The organism is Leifsonia sp. KNZ12-8B (assembly GCF_056755495.1).
Genome location: NZ_JBPGXM010000008.1, coordinates 44,016 through 60,052, shown reverse-complemented (window position 1 = coordinate 60,052; position 16,037 = coordinate 44,016). Strand labels below are relative to the sequence as shown.

The 16,037-nt window shown below is 65.1% G+C and carries 16 protein-coding genes; 2 read left to right on the top strand and 14 right to left on the bottom strand.

The genetic code is table 11. The features are described 5' to 3' along the window. Positions 1-99: 99 nt before the first annotated feature. Positions 100-1,377: an ABC transporter substrate-binding protein gene (locus ACR9ZG_RS02435; RefSeq protein WP_481283231.1), complete on the bottom strand. Its 1,278-nt coding sequence runs from the start codon at positions 1,375-1,377 to the stop codon at positions 100-102. Positions 1,378-1,625: 248 nt separating this feature from the next. On the opposite strand from ACR9ZG_RS02435, the gene ACR9ZG_RS02430 reads away from it, so the two are divergent. Next, positions 1,626-2,585: a LysR family transcriptional regulator gene (locus ACR9ZG_RS02430; RefSeq protein WP_481283230.1), complete on the top strand. Its 960-nt coding sequence runs from the start codon at positions 1,626-1,628 to the stop codon at positions 2,583-2,585. A 13-nt stretch (positions 2,586-2,598) separates the two neighbouring features. On the opposite strand, the gene ACR9ZG_RS02425 is transcribed toward ACR9ZG_RS02430, so the two are convergent. The 8 genes from ACR9ZG_RS02425 to ACR9ZG_RS02390 all read right to left on the bottom strand — a co-directional run bounded on the left by ACR9ZG_RS02425 (position 2,599) and on the right by ACR9ZG_RS02390 (position 9,696). Continuing rightward, the gene (locus ACR9ZG_RS02425) at positions 2,599-4,080 is read right to left on the bottom strand and encodes a C-glycoside deglycosidase beta subunit domain-containing protein (RefSeq protein ID WP_481283229.1); all 1,482 of its coding nucleotides are present in this window, start codon (positions 4,078-4,080) and stop codon (positions 2,599-2,601) included. 21 nt (positions 4,081-4,101) lie between these two features. Further along, positions 4,102-5,406 (bottom strand): C-glycoside deglycosidase beta subunit domain-containing protein, encoded by a 1,305-nt coding sequence (locus ACR9ZG_RS02420; RefSeq protein WP_481283228.1) that lies wholly within the window; start codon positions 5,404-5,406, stop codon positions 4,102-4,104. A gap of 96 nt (positions 5,407-5,502) precedes the next feature. Then, positions 5,503-6,300 (bottom strand): alpha/beta fold hydrolase, encoded by a 798-nt coding sequence (locus tag ACR9ZG_RS02415; protein WP_481283227.1) that lies wholly within the window; start codon positions 6,298-6,300, stop codon positions 5,503-5,505. A gap of 264 nt (positions 6,301-6,564) precedes the next feature. Next, positions 6,565-7,002 (bottom strand): hypothetical protein, encoded by a 438-nt coding sequence (locus tag ACR9ZG_RS02410; protein WP_481283226.1) that lies wholly within the window; start codon positions 7,000-7,002, stop codon positions 6,565-6,567. A gap of 42 nt (positions 7,003-7,044) precedes the next feature. Continuing rightward, entirely contained in the window at positions 7,045-7,743 is a 699-nt protein-coding gene (locus tag ACR9ZG_RS02405; RefSeq protein ID WP_481283225.1) for a pentapeptide repeat-containing protein, read from the bottom strand. Between the two features lie 473 nt (positions 7,744-8,216). Then, positions 8,217-8,753, bottom strand: coding sequence for a hypothetical protein (locus ACR9ZG_RS02400; protein ID WP_481283224.1), 537 nt, complete (start codon positions 8,751-8,753; stop codon positions 8,217-8,219). Between the two features lie 45 nt (positions 8,754-8,798). Beyond that, complete coding sequence (locus ACR9ZG_RS02395) at positions 8,799-9,098, bottom strand: DUF5597 domain-containing protein (protein ID WP_481283223.1); 300 nt, start codon at positions 9,096-9,098, stop codon at positions 8,799-8,801. Between the two features lie 187 nt (positions 9,099-9,285). Further along, on the bottom strand, positions 9,286-9,696 hold the full coding sequence (locus ACR9ZG_RS02390) for a MarR family winged helix-turn-helix transcriptional regulator (protein ID WP_481283222.1): 411 nt from the start codon (positions 9,694-9,696) through the stop codon (positions 9,286-9,288). 145 nt (positions 9,697-9,841) lie between these two features. On the opposite strand from ACR9ZG_RS02390, the gene ACR9ZG_RS02385 reads away from it, so the two are divergent. Further along, entirely contained in the window at positions 9,842-10,759 is a 918-nt protein-coding gene (locus ACR9ZG_RS02385) for an alpha/beta hydrolase (protein ID WP_481283221.1), read from the top strand. A 223-nt stretch (positions 10,760-10,982) separates the two neighbouring features. Here the strand turns inward: ACR9ZG_RS02385 and paaI are convergent, their stop codons facing one another. From paaI to ACR9ZG_RS02360, 5 genes are all read right to left on the bottom strand, one after another. Then, positions 10,983-11,417, bottom strand: a complete 435-nt coding sequence (gene paaI / locus ACR9ZG_RS02380; RefSeq protein ID WP_481283220.1) for a hydroxyphenylacetyl-CoA thioesterase PaaI — start codon at positions 11,415-11,417, stop codon at positions 10,983-10,985. Between the two features lie 1,324 nt (positions 11,418-12,741). Further along, positions 12,742-13,152, bottom strand: coding sequence for a helix-turn-helix domain-containing protein (locus tag ACR9ZG_RS02375; protein ID WP_481283219.1), 411 nt, complete (start codon positions 13,150-13,152; stop codon positions 12,742-12,744). Positions 13,153-13,752: 600 nt separating this feature from the next. Continuing rightward, positions 13,753-13,968, bottom strand: coding sequence for a hypothetical protein (locus ACR9ZG_RS02370; protein WP_481283218.1), 216 nt, complete (start codon positions 13,966-13,968; stop codon positions 13,753-13,755). A gap of 89 nt (positions 13,969-14,057) precedes the next feature. Then, a complete protein-coding gene (locus ACR9ZG_RS02365; RefSeq protein WP_481283217.1) occupies positions 14,058-14,591 on the bottom strand; it encodes a hypothetical protein in 534 nt (177 codons plus the stop codon). Positions 14,592-15,621: 1,030 nt separating this feature from the next. After that, complete coding sequence (locus tag ACR9ZG_RS02360) at positions 15,622-15,990, bottom strand: hypothetical protein (RefSeq protein ID WP_481283216.1); 369 nt, start codon at positions 15,988-15,990, stop codon at positions 15,622-15,624. Positions 15,991-16,037: the final 47 nt, after the last annotated feature.

Here is a 16,037-nt window from a genome sequence, read left to right as displayed (position 1 = left end):
GGGGGGGGGGGCTGTGTGGGTGGCGGTGTTCGCGCGGGGGGGGGCGGCGGGGGGGGGGCCCCGCGCGGCCGGCGGGGGGGGGCCGGGGGGGCCGGTGGATCACTGGTCCCAGGCGGTGTCCATCGACTTCAGCACGTCGTCGACGGTCTTCTGCCCGGTGAGGAGGCCCTGCACGCCGGCGCCGAGGGCGTCGTAGACCGACGAGTTCGGCCAGGACGAGTTGGGCAGCGGGACGTAGGACTTGTCCTTGACGATGTCGGAGACCGGGGCGAAGACGGTGCCGGAGTAGTCGCTCGACGTCGGGGGCATGCCGCCGCCGGCCTCCGCGAACGTCGATTGGCCCTTCTCGGTGGCGGTCCACTCGACGAACTTCTTGGCCGCGTCCATGTTCTTGCTGTTCTTCGCGATGGACACCGCGTAGTCGGCTCCCGCGATGCCGTAGGCCTTGCCGCCGGACGCCGCCGGGATCGGCTGCACGAGGAAGTCCTGGTCCTTCGCGTTCTGCTTCAGGTCGGCCGTCGAGCCGCTGGGGATGAACGCGGCGAGCGAGGTGCCCTGCAGGAGGCCGTTGGTGATGGCGTCGAAGCCGGCGCCCTCCACGCCCTGCTGGAAGCAGCCCGCCTTGTTCATGGCGATGATGTCCTGGAGGGTGTCCTTCCAGCCCTGCGTGCCGGCGAAGGTGGTCTTGTCGTCGGCGCGGTCCTTGTTCCACTCCGGGTTCTCGGCGTACACGCGGGTCGCCGAGATGCTGAGGGCCATCAGGCCGGTGTTGGGCGGAGCGGAGCCGGCGAGGGCGTAGAGGGACTTGCCCTTGTTCGCGAGCTCCTTGCAGGTGGAGATCAGGTCGTCCCACGTCGTCGGGTAGGTGACGCCGGCCGACTTCGTGGTGGTCTCGTTGCTCACCGATCCGACGAAGGTCATGCCGAGGGCGGAGCCGTAGGTCTTGCCGTCCACGATGAACTGGTCGTCGGATCCCTCCGGGATGACCTTCGTGGCGGAGTCGCTCAGCGGCTCGAGCAGCCCGGCCTTCGCCAGGGTGAGGATGCTGTAGGTCTGGCCGACACCGGGGGCGGCCTGGAACACGTCGGAGGAGTTCCCGGCGTTGAGCTGCGTGGTCAGCGTCTGGCCGTAGCTGTCGTTGGGGACCTCGTTGTACGTGATCTTCACATCGGGGTTCTCCTTCATGTACGCCTCGGCGAGCGCCTTGTACGGCGCCGTGATGGCGCTGTTCGTGACGGCGTACGAGAGGGAGAAGCTCTGGGAGCCGGACGTGCTGCTGCCGCCGGAGCCGGAGCATCCGGCGAGGACGAGAGCTCCCGCGGTCGCGAAGGCCACCAGGCCCGCTCGGGCGACGCGAGAGCGACGGTGCTGTGTCATGTTGAGCCTTTCTGACTTCGTTGTCGGCGACTCGTCGGGTAAGCGACGTCGCTTGGGCACCAGTATCACGCAGTTGTGTCACAAACGCACATAAGGGTTTCCAATGCCAGACATAACTGTGACCGCGGTTCGCCGGCCACGGGCCGTTCGCATCCCGCATCACGGTCAGCTATGAGAAGAGCCGCGATCATCGGCCAGCCTGATACTGTGAGGCATCACCGGCTGCCTCCCCGAAAGGTCACATCGACGTGTCCGATCAGTCACCGCTCTACCGCCTCGACCTCAACCTGCTCGTGTCGCTCGACGCGCTCCTCACCGAGCGCAGCGTCACCCGGGCAGCGGAACGGCTGCATCTCAGCCAGCCCGCGCTCAGCGCGTCCCTCTCGCGGCTGCGTACGCACTTCAACGACCCGATCCTGGCCCGGCGGGGCAACACGTACGAGTTGACGCCCTTCGCGATCCGGCTCACCGATCACACGACCACCGCTCTCGAGGCCGCGCGCCGGGTCTTCGAGAGCCAGGCCACCTGGGCGCCCACCGAGTCCACCAGGGAGTTCTCGATCTACGGGTCGGACTACGGCTTCGTGACCATCGGCCGCATCGTCAGCCAGCTGGCGGCGGAACGCGCTCCCGGCGTGCGCTTCCGATTCATGCTGCACAACCCCGCCATCGTGGAGGATGCGGCGACGCGCCTGCGCTCGGTCGACGGCATGGTCATCCCGCACGGGCACATCACCGATCTGCCGTTCCAGGACCTCTGGCACGACGAGTGGATCGCGATCGTCGCCGACACCAATGACGCCGTCGACGACGACGAGCTGACCATGGAGGCGATGTCGCAGCTGCCCTGGGTGATGACCTACCAGTCCCGCTCGGCGTACACCTCGGCCGCGCGTCAGGTGCAGCAGCTCGGCGTGGAGCCCCGCATCGAGGTGGTCGTGGAGAGCTTCCTGGCCGTCGCGCACTTCGTCGCCGGCAGCCGGAGGATCGGACTGGTGCAGGCGTCGCTGGCACCGGCCGTGCTCGCAGTCGGAGGCGTGCGGGTCGTGCGCTTCCCGTTCGAGCCGACCCCGCTCTCCAACGCGCTCTGGTGGCACCCCGTGCACAACCAGGACCCGGAGCACGCGTGGATGCGCGGCCTGTTCGAGGAGGCCGGCCGGGTGGTGGAGGAGGGCGTTCACGCCACCACCCGGGACGGCTCCGTCTGACGGAGCTGGCGGCTCAGACCGCTGCGCCGACGGCCGCGCGCATGCTGCTGCGGATGAGGTCGTGCTGCTTGCGCACGAGCACCAGCGGGTCGACCTCGCCGATCTCGGCGAAGGCGTGGCCCTCCCACTCGCTCGACCAGTAGCCGCGGTAGCCGCCCTCGACGAAGACCCGCACGAGCTCCGGGTAGTCGATGGCCGGCTCCTGGCCGTTCTCGTCGATGTCGTAGAACTTCGCGTGCACGTGCAGGATCTGCGGCATGATGTCCGCCCACTCGGTCGGCGGGATGTGGCCGTGCATGTTGAACGCGAGGTGCGCGAACGAGCCGAGGCGGCCCGGGTCGAAGTCGCGGCCTTTGAGGTAGCCGATGAACTCCTCCTGCCGCTCGCGCATCGAGGCGTCGGTCGCCCAGATCGCCTGCAGCCGGTCGATCGCCGCGTCGTCGAGACCCGCGCGGCGGACGGCCCGCAGCAACGTGGGCGACATGCTGTGCATCGTCGACGAGAAGTCGGCCACGAAGCCGAGCAGCGGCGAGTCGAGCTCGGCGTAGACATCGCGCACCTTCATGATCTCGGGCGAGTTGGGGCCGAGCGGCGCGTGGATCTCGTACGCGAGCTTGAGCTCCAGCTCTTCGGCGATCGGGAGGAGGCGGCGCAGCAGCTCCGGCTTGGCGCTCTGGATGCGCACGAGCGGAAAGCCGAGCTTCTTCGCCCCGCGGAAGAGCGTCTCGCTGAACTCGAACTCCTCGTCCGGGGTCATGTCGCGCTCGCGGCGGCGGCCCATGTCGAGGTTGGCGCCGAACGAGCTGGCGTCGAAGCCGTGCCGGTCGAAGGCCGCCCGCCAGGTCGAGACGAACTCGTCGGAGACCACCGGGTAGGTCGGCAGCACCTGCGAGGCGACGATCTCGATGCCCGGGCCGATGCCCAGCTCGGCGACGCGGTCGAGCAGGCCGTCGAAGTCGAACCAGCCGGCGCGGAACTCGGCGCTGGCCGAGTACAGGGTGAGGCCCAGCTTGAACGGGTCCTCCTCGGCGGCCGGCGGAGGCGGCACGAGCCCGGTCTCGAGCACCGGCGGCTCCGCGTCCCGATCGGTCGCGGTCAGCGTGAGCGTCTGGTGCACGACGTTCGGGACGTACATCCCCGGGCCGCCGTCCTCGCCCGGCTTGATCTGCATGTACGGCAGGCGGAGCTCGCCGTGGATCTCCACCTCGTGCGTCTCGCCCAGCTCGACGGCCGGATCGCGGCGGACGATGAGGAGCGGGTGCGCCTGGAGGTACCAGAGCGTCTCCGCCTGCTCCTTCAGCTCGGCGATGGCGTAGCGCACGCCGTCCAGCTCGAAGGAGAGGTCCTCCTCCGGCACCGGGGTGCCGTCGACCGTGAGCCCGATCGTCGTGACCGACGAGAGCCAGAGGCTGCGGTACCAGGGGATGGTGAGGGCGAGCGCGAACCCGTCCGGGTGCACCCGGAGGGCGGCGTCGTCGATGAGTCCGTTGGGCATGGTGTCTCCTGAGTGGGTGGTTCAGCCGAGCGAGTCGGCGATGGTGCGGATGAGGGAGTGCTGGCGGCGCACCTGTTCGATGGAGCGCCACGGCTCGCGTTCCCCCTCGTATTCGCTCGAGAGGTAGCCGGTGTAGCCCGACTCCTTCAGCGCTTTCAGGACGGGACGCCACGGGATCTGCTGATCCTCGAGGTTCTCGTCGATGTCGTGGAACTTGGCCTGGATGAACACCACGTACTGCACGATGTCCTTGAAGTCCTCCGGGTCGACGCCGATGCCGTCGAGGAACGGCGGCCGCGTCTCCCTGGTCTCGCCCTCGCGCAGCGGGATCGGGCGGTCCTGGAAGATACCGGTGTCGATCAGGAGGCCGAAGTGCTTCGTGCCCGTGCGCTCGATCAGAGCGATGTAGTCGTCCACGACCGGGTGCTTGATCGGCGTCGGCGAGTGGATCTCCGGGCAGATGATCACATCGAGCTCGGCGGCGAGGTCGAGCGAGCGCTCCACGGCCTCGGTCCAGATCGGGTCCGGGATGAGGTCGCTGGAGACGACGCCGATCTTCGGCCGGACGTACCGGAAGCCGAGCCGGCTGGCGAGCCGGAGGTCGCCCTGCAGCTTCTCTGCGCCCTCCAGCGCCGTCATCGCGCGAGCGTCGGCCCCACTGGAGTGCAGCCGCGTGTCGATCCACGACCCGTAGTTCGTGGGCTCCAGCGCGTACTTCTCGAGCAGCGCGAACCACGTGTCGATCCACTGCGCAGACGGCTCCGGATAGTTCTCGACGTGCCCCTCCCCCAGGATCTCCACGCCCGTCGCGCCGACATCGGCCACCGCGCGCAGAGCGGTCTCCAGGTCCATGACCGTGCCGTAGTCGGTCATGAAGCTGTAGAGCGAGACGCCGTACTTGAAGGGCTCGCCACCGCCGTCGGGCGACAGCGTCACGTGCTTGGTGAACCGGAAGACCGACGGCTGGTGCTCCTCGGGGATGTACGACATGCGCAGCCGCAGCTCGATGGAGACCTCGTGCACACCCTGGGGCAGGCCGCCCTCGAACGGCACGGTGATCACGGCCGCGTCTTCGAGCTGCCACCGGACGCCGTCGCTGTCCCACAGCTGCTGCAGCGTGTACGTGCGGTCGCCGAAGGTCCAGAGCGGGACGTCGGCCGGCACGTCGACGAGGTCGCCGACCCTGACCGAGACGCCGTCGATGAGCGACGCGGCCAAGCCGCGATAGTTCGGCATCCGCAGCCGCAGCTGGAACCCGATGACCCGGTCGCCCTCACGCACGTTGCGGAAGCCGACGGACTGGATGAGGTCTCTCTCGAGAAGCATCGTTGCTCACTCTCTCCTGGACGGTGGCGAATGCCGATCCCGCCCATTCTGTCTCTTTTCGACAGAAGAATGCAACTGCTAGACAGAACGCGACCGTTATCGGTCCAGCGTCAGGAAGGCCACGACCTCGTCGCGGAAGCGTCGCGGTTCCTCCGCGTTCAGCACGTGGCCGGCGCCGGCCAGGACGACGCCTCCGGCTCCCGGGATGGCGCCCGCGAGCGCATGGCCGTCTGCGGCGGGGATGAGGGCGTCCACCTCTCCCGAGATGACGAGCGTGGGCGCCGCGATGCCGCGGACCCGCGACCGGGCGTCGAAGGCCCGCACCGCACGGTAGAGCGCTCCCCACTCCTCCACGGACTGCGTCCGTTCCTGCTCCTCGGCCGAGGCGAAATACGGCGCGTTGCCCGGGTCGTCGATGAAGCGGGGCGAGTACAGCCAGGGCGCGAGAAGGTCGTAGGTGAGCTTGCCGGAGCGGTGCACTTCGTACGCCGCGAGCAGCGCATCGAGGAACAGCTCGGTCCGCCGCTGCAGGCGCGCGGCCGTGGAGACCAGCACGAGCCGCTCGAGCCGGCCCGGATGCCGCAACGCGAACTCCTGAGCCACCATGCCACCCGTCGAGAAGCCGACAAGGTCCGCCCGGTCGATTCCCGCTGCGTCGAGCACGGCGAGGAGGTCATCGGCAAGATCCGCGATGGTGAACGACCGACCGGTGCCGGGCGTCGAACCCGACCCGCGCAGATCGATCGCGACGACCCGGAACCGCGCGGACCACTCCTCGATCTCCCGCGCCCAGAAGCCGATGTCGCCACCGAGGCCGTGCAGAACCACCATCGGCCGGCCGGACCCGGCTGAGGTCCAATGGATCGGTCCCGCGGAGCCCGTGGTGACGCTCACGGTGGCAGGGTAGCCCATCGTCTCGGCGCTGATGAGTGCGCTCAGGCTCCCGATGGCGAGCTTGGCTATTCTGTTCTGCGAACCCGCCCAGGGCGCATCTACCCGGTAAGGGTGCGCCCTACCCGCAGTCGGCGAGGGTGGCTGCCCGTTCGAGCCGGGCCGGGTCCGGCGGTCTCACGGTTGCTGCGGGCACGGTCGGAGACCGCGCTTCCTTCGCCGGTCGTTCCTGCACGACAGAGCATCCTCTGCGCGACGAAGAGCCGCTCATCTCTTCGTGAAGACGAAGAAGTCATCATCGTCAGGGTCGCCGATCGGTGTGGAAAGCACGATCGAATCCGCGCCACCGCGGGCCGTCAGATAGGTGATCGAGCCAGACTCGCTGACCACATCACCATCAATCGTTTGATCGATATCGACCCACAGCTCGTCGTCGCTTCGCAGTTCCCACGTTCCCTTGACGTCGTAGACGCGCGTCCAGTCGAGTCGCCTGCCACCGAAGAGAACGACGCGGGGTATATCTCGTCCTGAGACTTCGCCGTCGGAGAGAAGTTCGAGTTCTGCTTCTGTCCCCCGCGGGCCGGAATGAACCCACGTACCCACGATCTCAGACGCTTCTACCTTGCCGGCACAACCACTGATCATGAGGACCGATACAACAAGCAGCACCAAGAAGCTTCCGCGTCGATGAGCCTTCATCGTCACCACTGAATCGTCCCCGAGAAGCTCCATGAGTCACGCACTCGTTCAGCTCCGCAAGGCCAGCGCGGCTTGCCGAAAATGATCGAGCACGAAATCAGCGAAGGATTCATCCTCCCAGCGGACGAGGTCCTCACGGGTGAAGATGCCGGTGGAGTCTTCATCACCGGGACGACGGAGGTCGTTCACGAGGATGGCCCTGAGACCGCGAGCGGCAGGTGTGTCGTCCCCAGCGATCCGCTCCAACACGTACAGCGCCGTCACGGGGAAGTGCGGGACGACAAGATGTTCTTGTGATGTCGGAAACTGAACGGACTCGAAACGCGAACCGCGAAACTCCACGTCGAAGAACTCTGCGTCCCGGAAGTCAACAGACTTCATAGGAAACCCGACAGCGCCCGGCTCGTCGAAGTCTCGGTTCTCGAACAGCACATCACGCATCGACCCGGCGAAACGCACCCTCTCCAACTTGGCGTGACGGAACGAAGTACCTCTCAGTTTCGCGTCGCTGAAGTCGACATCGATGAGATCAGCATTGTGAATAGTGGCATCGCGCATGTTGGCCTTGCAGAAAGTCACACCTCGCCACAGGTTGCGCCGGTACTTCGAGCCGGTCCCAATCGCGGCTCGCGAAAGGTCAGCCCGCTCGAAGGATGAGTCCGACATGGATGATTCCCACACCCGTAGCTGGTCAAGCGACGCACCGTCGAACACGCAGTCCTCGACCTCGAGTGAGAACCAGCGCATGTGGTCCAACCTCGCGCCACGAAAATCGAGCGATGTCCACCTCACACCTGTCACGTCACCCCGGCTACCGGAGGGGTGACGACTGTCCAGGTGGTGCATCGGGAACCCGCGAAGGTCCACGCGACCGTCGACAACATCCAGTCCACCCGGGCGCCGACGAGCCTGCCCGTGAAGCCACGCGGACGTCTCGGATGCGAGGCTCCGCCCCTCCGAGGTATCCCATCGCATGCGCAGTTCTGACGCCGTCATAGGGACAACCGGTTCTTGTTCCGGCCCTCTGACTTGCTCGTGGGCATTGGCGTTTCCGGACTATCCCACAACGTGCACCCGCCCAAGAGCAACGCAATTGAGAACGAGATAGCGAGTGCCGCTCGTCCTCTAGCTGGAACTGCCATGTGCAGGGCCCTCCTTCCCCTCGGGTTCGATGACGGTCCGCGCAGATCTTGAAGTGCCGGAGGAAACCGAATCAGCCACTAAGCGTTCGTGCCGCCGATGTAGTCGACTCTGCTGGGCACGAAGTCGGATTGCCAGGTGGGCATCTTTCTCCACAACTCCTCGTCGGAATCGAAGCCATAGTCGGGCGGTGGGACATCGACCCGGCTGGTAGACGACGTTCCGAATCGGATCTCCAAGCGCGCGCACTCGATCATCACTTCGGTCCGGTGGCCGGTGAATGCGGCACGTACGCGACGCTCGGACTGTTCGATCGTCTTGCTTCCGACGGTCCAGTTCCATAGGTCGCGAGCGGGCCGCACGCGAGTGTTCAACTGTTCCACACCGTCCGCGACGATTAGGGCGGACTTGTATGCCTCGAACTCGCCATCGAAAATTATCAACCCCACGCGGTTTCGGTATACAACGTCCCGAACGTCAGCGATCGCCCAATCGTCGAGAATCGAGTCTTCTCGGGAAAACAAATCAATCCGAGGGAGCGTCCCCACCCGCGTCGACGTTCGGAGTTCACTTTCGTATGTAGACATCTGCTCTCCGCTTGCTGACCAGCGGTCCATCGTACTTCTTCAATTGCTGCGCTCAGGTTCCGTGCTTACTCCGGGTCACGGCGGCCTCGGGGATGCGGGCGGGGATCGCGCGGCCGGGCAGCAGGGTGGAGCCGGGGGTGGGAACGGAATCAGCGTGCCGCCGGCCGTTTCGTCGCCATTGAGCTGCCGGGCCATGGTCAACCGGCCATCTGCGTGATCGTAATGGGTCGCCGAGAGGAAGGAGGTCTTCCGACCGTTCCGCGGCTCGAGCGTGATCCAGAGCCCGAGGCCGGACCCGAGACAGAGGCACAGCTGGTCGTCCGGGAGTCGACGGGGGGTCGGTGAGCGGGCCCGGCGCAGCCAGCCAGTACCCATCCGTGGTGGCTAAGAATCCCCCAGGTCGCAGGGATGTCAGCTCCACCAGTTGCATCCACGATCGCAGCCGCTGTCTCCGGCCGAATCGTCAACCACGCTGCGCGAGAGGCGATCGACCCTCGGACGCGCCAGGTGCAACTCCGACGTTCCTCACGAGCACTTGCGGCACGTAGCTCGGGAAACGCGACTAGTTGAGCAGTTTTGCCAGCAGCCGCTGAAGTTCCGTTTGCTCGTCGGTGTCGAGGCGCACGAGCCATTCCTCGAATTTGGCGGAGAGGACTTCGAGCGCCTTGTCGAGGGTCTTCACACCTTCCGGCGTGACAGCCAGGCGGTGCCGTCGGAGGTCGGCGGGATCGATCTCCCGGCGGACGAAGCCCTTGGCTTCGAGGTTCTTCAGGTACACGGTCACGCTCGGTTTGGGGAGGGCGAGACGAACAGCCAGCTCCGCGGGGTACCGGCAGTCGTCGACTTCTCCGAGCACAAAGAACTCCTTCGCCTCCAACCCAAGAGCCTCGATATCCGGGGCGCAATCGTTCATGACGCGGGTGAGCACCTGGTGATTGAGCGACCAGATTCGCGCAGCGTTCGACGTGGGCAAGCGACCTCCTTCCCGAGGTGATACAGTTTCGTACTAGTTCCATATAGAACAAAGTGTCATCTGTACTTACTGCGTCTGGAACAAGCCTAGTGGCTGCCCGCGTTCTTCCTGAAAGGACCCGATCAACGTGTCTTCAACTCACGACGTGACGTTCTCCAACGACACCTTCGACCTCGCTGGCCAGTTGCACCTGCCGGATGGTTTCAGCGAGGACCGCACATATCCTGCGATCGTCATCTCCACCCCGGGGAGCAGCGTCAAGGAGCAAATCGGTGCCAACTACGGCCGAAGCCTCGCTGACCGGGGCTACGTCGCGCTCGCCTTCGATCCGGGCTTCCAGGGCCAAAGTGGTGGGCACCCGCGCGACCTCGAGAACCCGGCCGCACGGGTAGACGACATCCGGTTCGCCGTCGATTACCTCACGACGCTTCCGTACGTCGATAACTCCCAGATCGGAGCTCTCGGCATTTGCGCCGGTGGTGGCTACGCGGTCAGCGCGACCATGACCGACCATCGGATCAAGGCGCTCGGAACGGTCGTGCCCGTCAATATCGGGCGTGCATTCCGCCAAGCCGACACCTCCTTGAAGGGTTCCGCGATCGCGATGATCGACGCCGTGGGCGCTAAGCGCACGGCGGCAGCCACCGGCGAGGATGTCGACCGCAACATATGGATCCCCGACACCGAGGACCAGGCGGCGGCCTTCGGCATCACCGACGTCGACACGCTCCAGGCGGTGCGGTTCTACCGGACCCCGCGCGGATACAACGAGAACTCCACCAACCGCCGCTACTTCACCAGCGACGCCATGATCCTCGGCTATGACGCCTTCAACCTCGTCGACGAACTCCTCACCCAGCCGCTCCAGGTCATCGTCGGCGGCCGGCTCGGTACCACGTTCTCCTACTCCGACGGGCTCGCGCTCTGGGAAAAAGCGCCCAATGCCAAGAACTTCCACGTCGTCGAAGGGGCTGGCCACTACGAGATGTACGACGAGCCGAAGTACGTCGACGAAGCAGTCGAGACCCTGGACTCCTTTTTCCAGGAGCACCTCGCCAACTGAATCTCTCGGCAGCGTCTGCTGCGAACGCCGAGGGGGCGCTGCCGCTCGTGAATCTCCACGAGTCGCAGCGAACGCCGCACGGTCCAGCAGCGGGCTGCTTCCAGAGCCCGAACCCTGCGATCGATGCCATGCCCGCAATCGCGTACGGCCGCCGGGCGTGGACCCCCAGGCTTCCACGCCGGAGCGGTCGATGAGCTTGTACCGCTCCCGCCGAGCACCTGATTCAGTCGATGGCGTCGCGGGCGTCTCCGGCGTCACGATTGGTGATGAGCGAGCGGCCGCGGAACTCCGCGACCACCTCGCTGCTCTCGTCGGTCACGGTGACGTCGTAGACGCCGGTGCGGCCGACCAGGCTGCGGCGCACGGCGTGCGCCCTGAGCGTTTGACCGGCTCGGGTCGACTTGAGGAAGGTGATGTCGGCTCCGGCCGCCACGGTCACGCGCTCGTCCTCGTTGCACGCGATCGCGAACGCGGTGTCGGCGAGCGCGAACACGAGGCCGCCGTGCGTGATGGCGAAGCCGTTCGTCATGTCGTCGCGCACCCGCATACTGACGATCGACTCGCCGGGCTCGTCCTTCTCGACCACCATGCCCAGGGCCGCAGAGGCGCGATCGCGCTGCATCATCGAGCGTACCGGCCGCACCGGCTCGGCGCTCATGAGCGCACCAGGGGCCGGACCCCGCTCGTCAGGAACGCGTCGGACATCGCCATCCTCACCCGCCGAAGGATCGGCGCATCAGCTGAGAGGCGCCCAATTCCTTACCGATCGTTCGGTAATACTCGCATCCGGGCGGCACTCCCGCAACCGCGATTTCCGCCAGGCTTCCCCGCGCGGCGCAGTTGGCGACGGTGGCTGCCCGTTCGAGCCAGGCCGGGTCCGGCGAATAGCCGCTCATCTCTTCGTGAAGACGAAGAAATCACCATCGTCAGGGTCGCCGATCGGTGTGGAAAGCACGATCGAATCCCCGCCAACCCGGGCCGTCAGATAGGTGATCGAGCCAGACTCGCTGACCACATCAGCCGAGAAACGCCGTGTCCCCCCAGGCGATAGAGGTTCCTATCGCAAAACAGATGTAACAGGTGAGAGAGAAAACCGCTGCGGCTGCGACGGACCAGAGAACCGGTCGCCTAGGTAGCGTTCGGAGTCTCATCGCTTCCCCTGCTCGATTAGTGCCCTCAGATTAGCGGCTTGTTGATCCCATACCGGGCCAGTGTTTTTCCAACACGCCCTGGTTGCCTCCGCCAAGACTCGGTGGCACGGCCCCGCCAGGCAGGCTGTTCGGGAATTCCCACAGCCGTCGCAGTATGTGGCCGCCTAGGCGTCGACCCACAGGAATCTCAGGGTCGCCTCAGGCTGGCCCGGACGTCGTGTTCACACGACGACTGACCCATGAAATCAGGATCACCGTCGATGACGCTATCGAAGACGGGCTGGCGGTTGCAATCGCGACAAGCACGTAGATTACAGCGACGACGCCAGCACAATTCGAGCCTCTTTGAAGCGCATCAAGATGAGAAGCGCGAGCATCAGCACGTGCGGGCCCATCTAAGGTCCCCTGCGGCCCAGCGCTGGCCTGGGTGCAGTTCTTGAGAATCCCCTGGGACCGGGAAAATAATCCCCCGGACGGTTTCGCCGCGCTCGCCCGTCAGGACGCGGTCCCTCCGGTATCCGCTTAGTCCCTGAGCTCGAATGGCACGTGCCAGACCTCGGCGCGATAGTCCCCATACCGTAAGAGTGATGGTCAGTTGCCGGGGCCGCTTCAAACGGTCCTGTTCGCCTGCATGGACGAAGGTACAGGCATCTAAACGATTGCCCTAGAGCGAGTCGAGCTCACGCGTGCCCTCGACCGTCGTCGCGGTGTCTCTCCGGGGTCGCCATGAGGCCCTCGCACTCGACGACCTCACCGTCGGTCCGCTTGACGTGGACGCGAGTCGCGACCGCGAGCGCGCTCGCCGAACGAGGGCCCCGCTTTTAGAGTGCTTTAGACCTTTTTGACTTCGACGCTCCGGCTCTGGTCCTGTATTGGTCGGGAGGCGAGGTGTGCCGCGTGATCCCTCAAGTACTCGCGCAGGAACGGCAATGCGAAATCCACTTCCCCGTGTTTCGTGGCGGAGATCATTCTCGCTTCGATTAGTCTCCCGCGATACACAGATGCGTACTTCAAGTCGACGCCAAGTCGCTTCGCGATGTCAGACGTGCGCGACGGGCCGTCGTCGTGACTCATGGCGACGAGATAGCTGCGATCCACGTCGGAGAGGTCAGCAAGAGCGGTTTCGTGGACCATCGCTCCGAGGCGTTTGCGTGCCGCTGCGACTCCTTCCGTCACTGCACCCATCCCGATGGGGTCACTCGGGGCTTTGCGCCAGATGTGGTAGCCGACAAGCTGGATCATGAACGGGTACCCGCCGGTCGCCGTAGTACGAGCGGCCCGCGGTGTTCGACATTGAGAGCCTAGGCGGCCCAGATGTGGCGTACACGCGCCGGTCGACGACCTGGGTGGTGTCGATTCGGCAACTGGGCGAGCACGAGCCGTTTACGTGAGGTAGCGCGCGTTTCGTCGCCGCGATTGAGGCCGTACCACTGCATGTCGCGGTCTAGCTGTCGCGCGGCTGAGTCACCTCAACCCGATGGAGCGGAGGCAAGTGATCCGGCACCTCATCCGTCCACCACGCATACTCCAGCCCAGTCAGCCATCCGTTACTTACCCAGATGAGTAGCTCGCCCACGGTGTTTCCACTCGCTTCGTGAACCAGTGCTTCAACTGGGGCCGGTCCGTCTCCGCAGCCGGACCTCGGGCTTTGTTCGTCCGTGCACAACTCCAACATCGTGACCGGGCCGCCGACGACGCAGAGGCCACGAGCTTGAATGACAAGTTCGTCGCGTCCGTCAAAATGGACCTGGGCAAGGATCCCCAGTAGAAGAGTTCTGACCTGCTGGTCGGTCGCGTGCGTTCTTTCCATCATCGCGTGAAAGCCGTCCCGATCTCTGTCGCTCAAGCCTCTGCTGGGCGAAGCGGTCTCCGCTCCTCTGCCTGCGTGAGCAACTGCGGGATCCGGGCGATGTCGTCTGCGCTGGCGAGACTGTTGTCGACGCTCACCAACGCCAGCAACTGAACCGGCAGCCCAGCCTCGGCAGCGGCCTCCATCTTGTGGTGCCCGTCGAGGAGGAAGTGGGTAAGACCCCAGTGCCCGTAGTAGTCCGTGGACATACCGTCCATCGCCGGCTGGCATACATCCAGGGTCGACAACGCAACGGCCGTCGGCGTGATGCCGCCCCGCAGGAGCTCCGCGTAGTGAGCTACACGCTTCCGGTCGTTCCATCCTGGGGAACCATCGGAACGACGAACTCAAAGAGGTGCGCATCGGACGAGACTCGTGTCTCGAAGGTCCGGTAGTAGAAGCTCCGCGGGTTCTCCGGCATCCCCCAGAACGGATCGATACCCCACGTGTCGACCTGCTCGTGCGTGAAGTAGTCTCGTTCGTCGTTGGGTGCGACCAGTTGCGGCCGCAGTTCAAGCAGAAGCGGCAAGTAGTCTCCGCGGGGAAGCAACGGGCTGAACGCTTCGATGACCTGATCGCTCACGCTGGAGAGCGGCCTTCCCAGCATGCTCAGTCGCTCCTGCTCGGCGGAGAACGTGTCGTTTGCGCCTTCCTTCCTCTGAAACAGGAAAGGACAGCTGCCACACCACAGCGATAGCTCGAAAGCCGGCTTGCCCTTCAGGAACAGGAGACGCGCCGAGAACGGCTTCGCTGGGTCTGCCTTTCCAAAACGCAACGCACTCTTGGACTCACGAACACCGAGCCGACGCCGGGGCATTTCAGTCAGCAACATGGAACGAGCCTACGGGCGCGGCACGTCGCGGAAGGAGCCGTTCGAGACAGGAAAGGCGACGAGGCATGCTGGTGTGCGACGATTCGAGCATGGGCCGATTCCGCGTCCTGCTGGCAGCGGGCGTGCTTGCCGCCGCAACCATCGGGCTCACTGGCCTGCGCCGTGCCGATTCCGGATGATGCGCTGGCTCGTGCCTGGCAGAGCGAGCCGGGGCCGGAAGGCCAGCGCGCGGTCCTCGTCGTGACAGCGACGGAACCTTCCGAGCGTGCGAAGTGCCGTCGGTGCTGGAGACGTGGCTTGCCACCACGGCCAACTCGAACGTGCGAGTCGACTTCAGCGACGGTACCCGGACTTCGACGCCGAGAACCGCGACCCACTAGGCACGCAACCGCACGTCGCATTCAGCAACTGGCTGGACGTAGGTGAGGACTTCGGCGGGGTGAGCCTTTTCAACTATCTCGGCGACCCGGATAACTATGACCGGTTCTCGTTCCGGCCCTCCGCGCCGGCAACCTGCTCTCCAGCCTGACCGGGCGCGGCGACGACCTTCAGTGACCATGACAGGGCCTCAGCTATTGTGTTCGACGAACCCGCCCAAGGCGCATCTACCCGGTAAGGGTGCGTCCTACCCGCAGTCGGCGAGGGTGGCTGCCCGTTCGAGCCGGGCCGGGTCCGGCGGACCGAATCGAAAGCGTCCCAGTCAGGCGTGCCATCCGGACCGCGGGTCGGGGTGCCGTTTGTTGATTCCCAATTGCAGCTTCCGAGACCACCGAAAACAAGTTGGCCCCGCGTGAAGTTGTATGCCTTACCTGCGGCCGGTTCTTGGTACTCGGGATGACTGCGGTCGAGAGCGAAATCGACCACGAACACCAGCCGACCTGGATGGAGTTGGAAATCCAAGACATAGCTCTCCTCCAGCAGGAAGTTGGCCAGGGTGCGATGCTCTCTGACGCGGTCGTCGAATCCATTTCAGGCTCTTTTCAGATTGTCGATGAACAGCGCATCACCGGCACGCGTAGAAGTGTGAGCGCTACTTTGCTTTGTCGCTCTCGCGGATGAACTTGTGTTCACTACTCGGGCTGTCAGGATCACCGGAGTACGTAACGAGGACCGTACGAAAGTTGTCCCATTTCGAACTGAAGTGGAATCCGCTACTGGCGATCTGTATATCGACGATTGGGCCTTGAAATTCTCTTAGGTACCACTTACCTTGCCCCGTTGGCGGGTACCCGCCAGGGATATCACGGATCGAAGCAGTTCCATCCTCGCGGAAGACAGCAACCCCTGGTCCACCGCTCGCATCTATCCAGGTCCCAACGACATCAGACCGCGAGAGTTCGACCGGGAGGTTCACGCGGACGTAGTAGGCCACGCCTAGACCGAGGAGGATGAAGACCACGATCCCGATGGTCCAGCCGATCGTCGAACGTCGGCGGCGATTTCCTT

What these genes read in the sequence shown, in the direction of transcription:
- ACR9ZG_RS02435 (WP_481283231.1), bottom strand. Translation starts at nt 1,377, where the DNA reads ATGACACAGCACCGTCGCTCTCGCGTCGCCCGAGCGGGCCTGGTGGCC.
- ACR9ZG_RS02425 (WP_481283229.1), bottom strand. Translation starts at nt 4,080, where the DNA reads ATGCCCAACGGACTCATCGACGACGCCGCCCTCCGGGTGCACCCGGAC.
- ACR9ZG_RS02420 (WP_481283228.1), bottom strand. Translation starts at nt 5,406, where the DNA reads ATGCTTCTCGAGAGAGACCTCATCCAGTCCGTCGGCTTCCGCAACGTG.
- ACR9ZG_RS02405 (WP_481283225.1), bottom strand. Translation starts at nt 7,743, where the DNA reads ATGCGCTGGTTCTCACTCGAGGTCGAGGACTGCGTGTTCGACGGTGCG.
- ACR9ZG_RS02400 (WP_481283224.1), bottom strand. Translation starts at nt 8,753, where the DNA reads ATGGACCGCTGGTCAGCAAGCGGAGAGCAGATGTCTACATACGAAAGT.
- ACR9ZG_RS02395 (WP_481283223.1), bottom strand. Translation starts at nt 9,098, where the DNA reads ATGGGTACTGGCTGGCTGCGCCGGGCCCGCTCACCGACCCCCCGTCGA.
- paaI (WP_481283220.1), bottom strand. Translation starts at nt 11,417, where the DNA reads ATGAGCGCCGAGCCGGTGCGGCCGGTACGCTCGATGATGCAGCGCGAT.
- ACR9ZG_RS02375 (WP_481283219.1), bottom strand. Translation starts at nt 13,152, where the DNA reads ATGATCCAGCTTGTCGGCTACCACATCTGGCGCAAAGCCCCGAGTGAC.
- ACR9ZG_RS02370 (WP_481283218.1), bottom strand. Translation starts at nt 13,968, where the DNA reads ATGTCCACGGACTACTACGGGCACTGGGGTCTTACCCACTTCCTCCTC.
- ACR9ZG_RS02365 (WP_481283217.1), bottom strand. Translation starts at nt 14,591, where the DNA reads ATGTTGCTGACTGAAATGCCCCGGCGTCGGCTCGGTGTTCGTGAGTCC.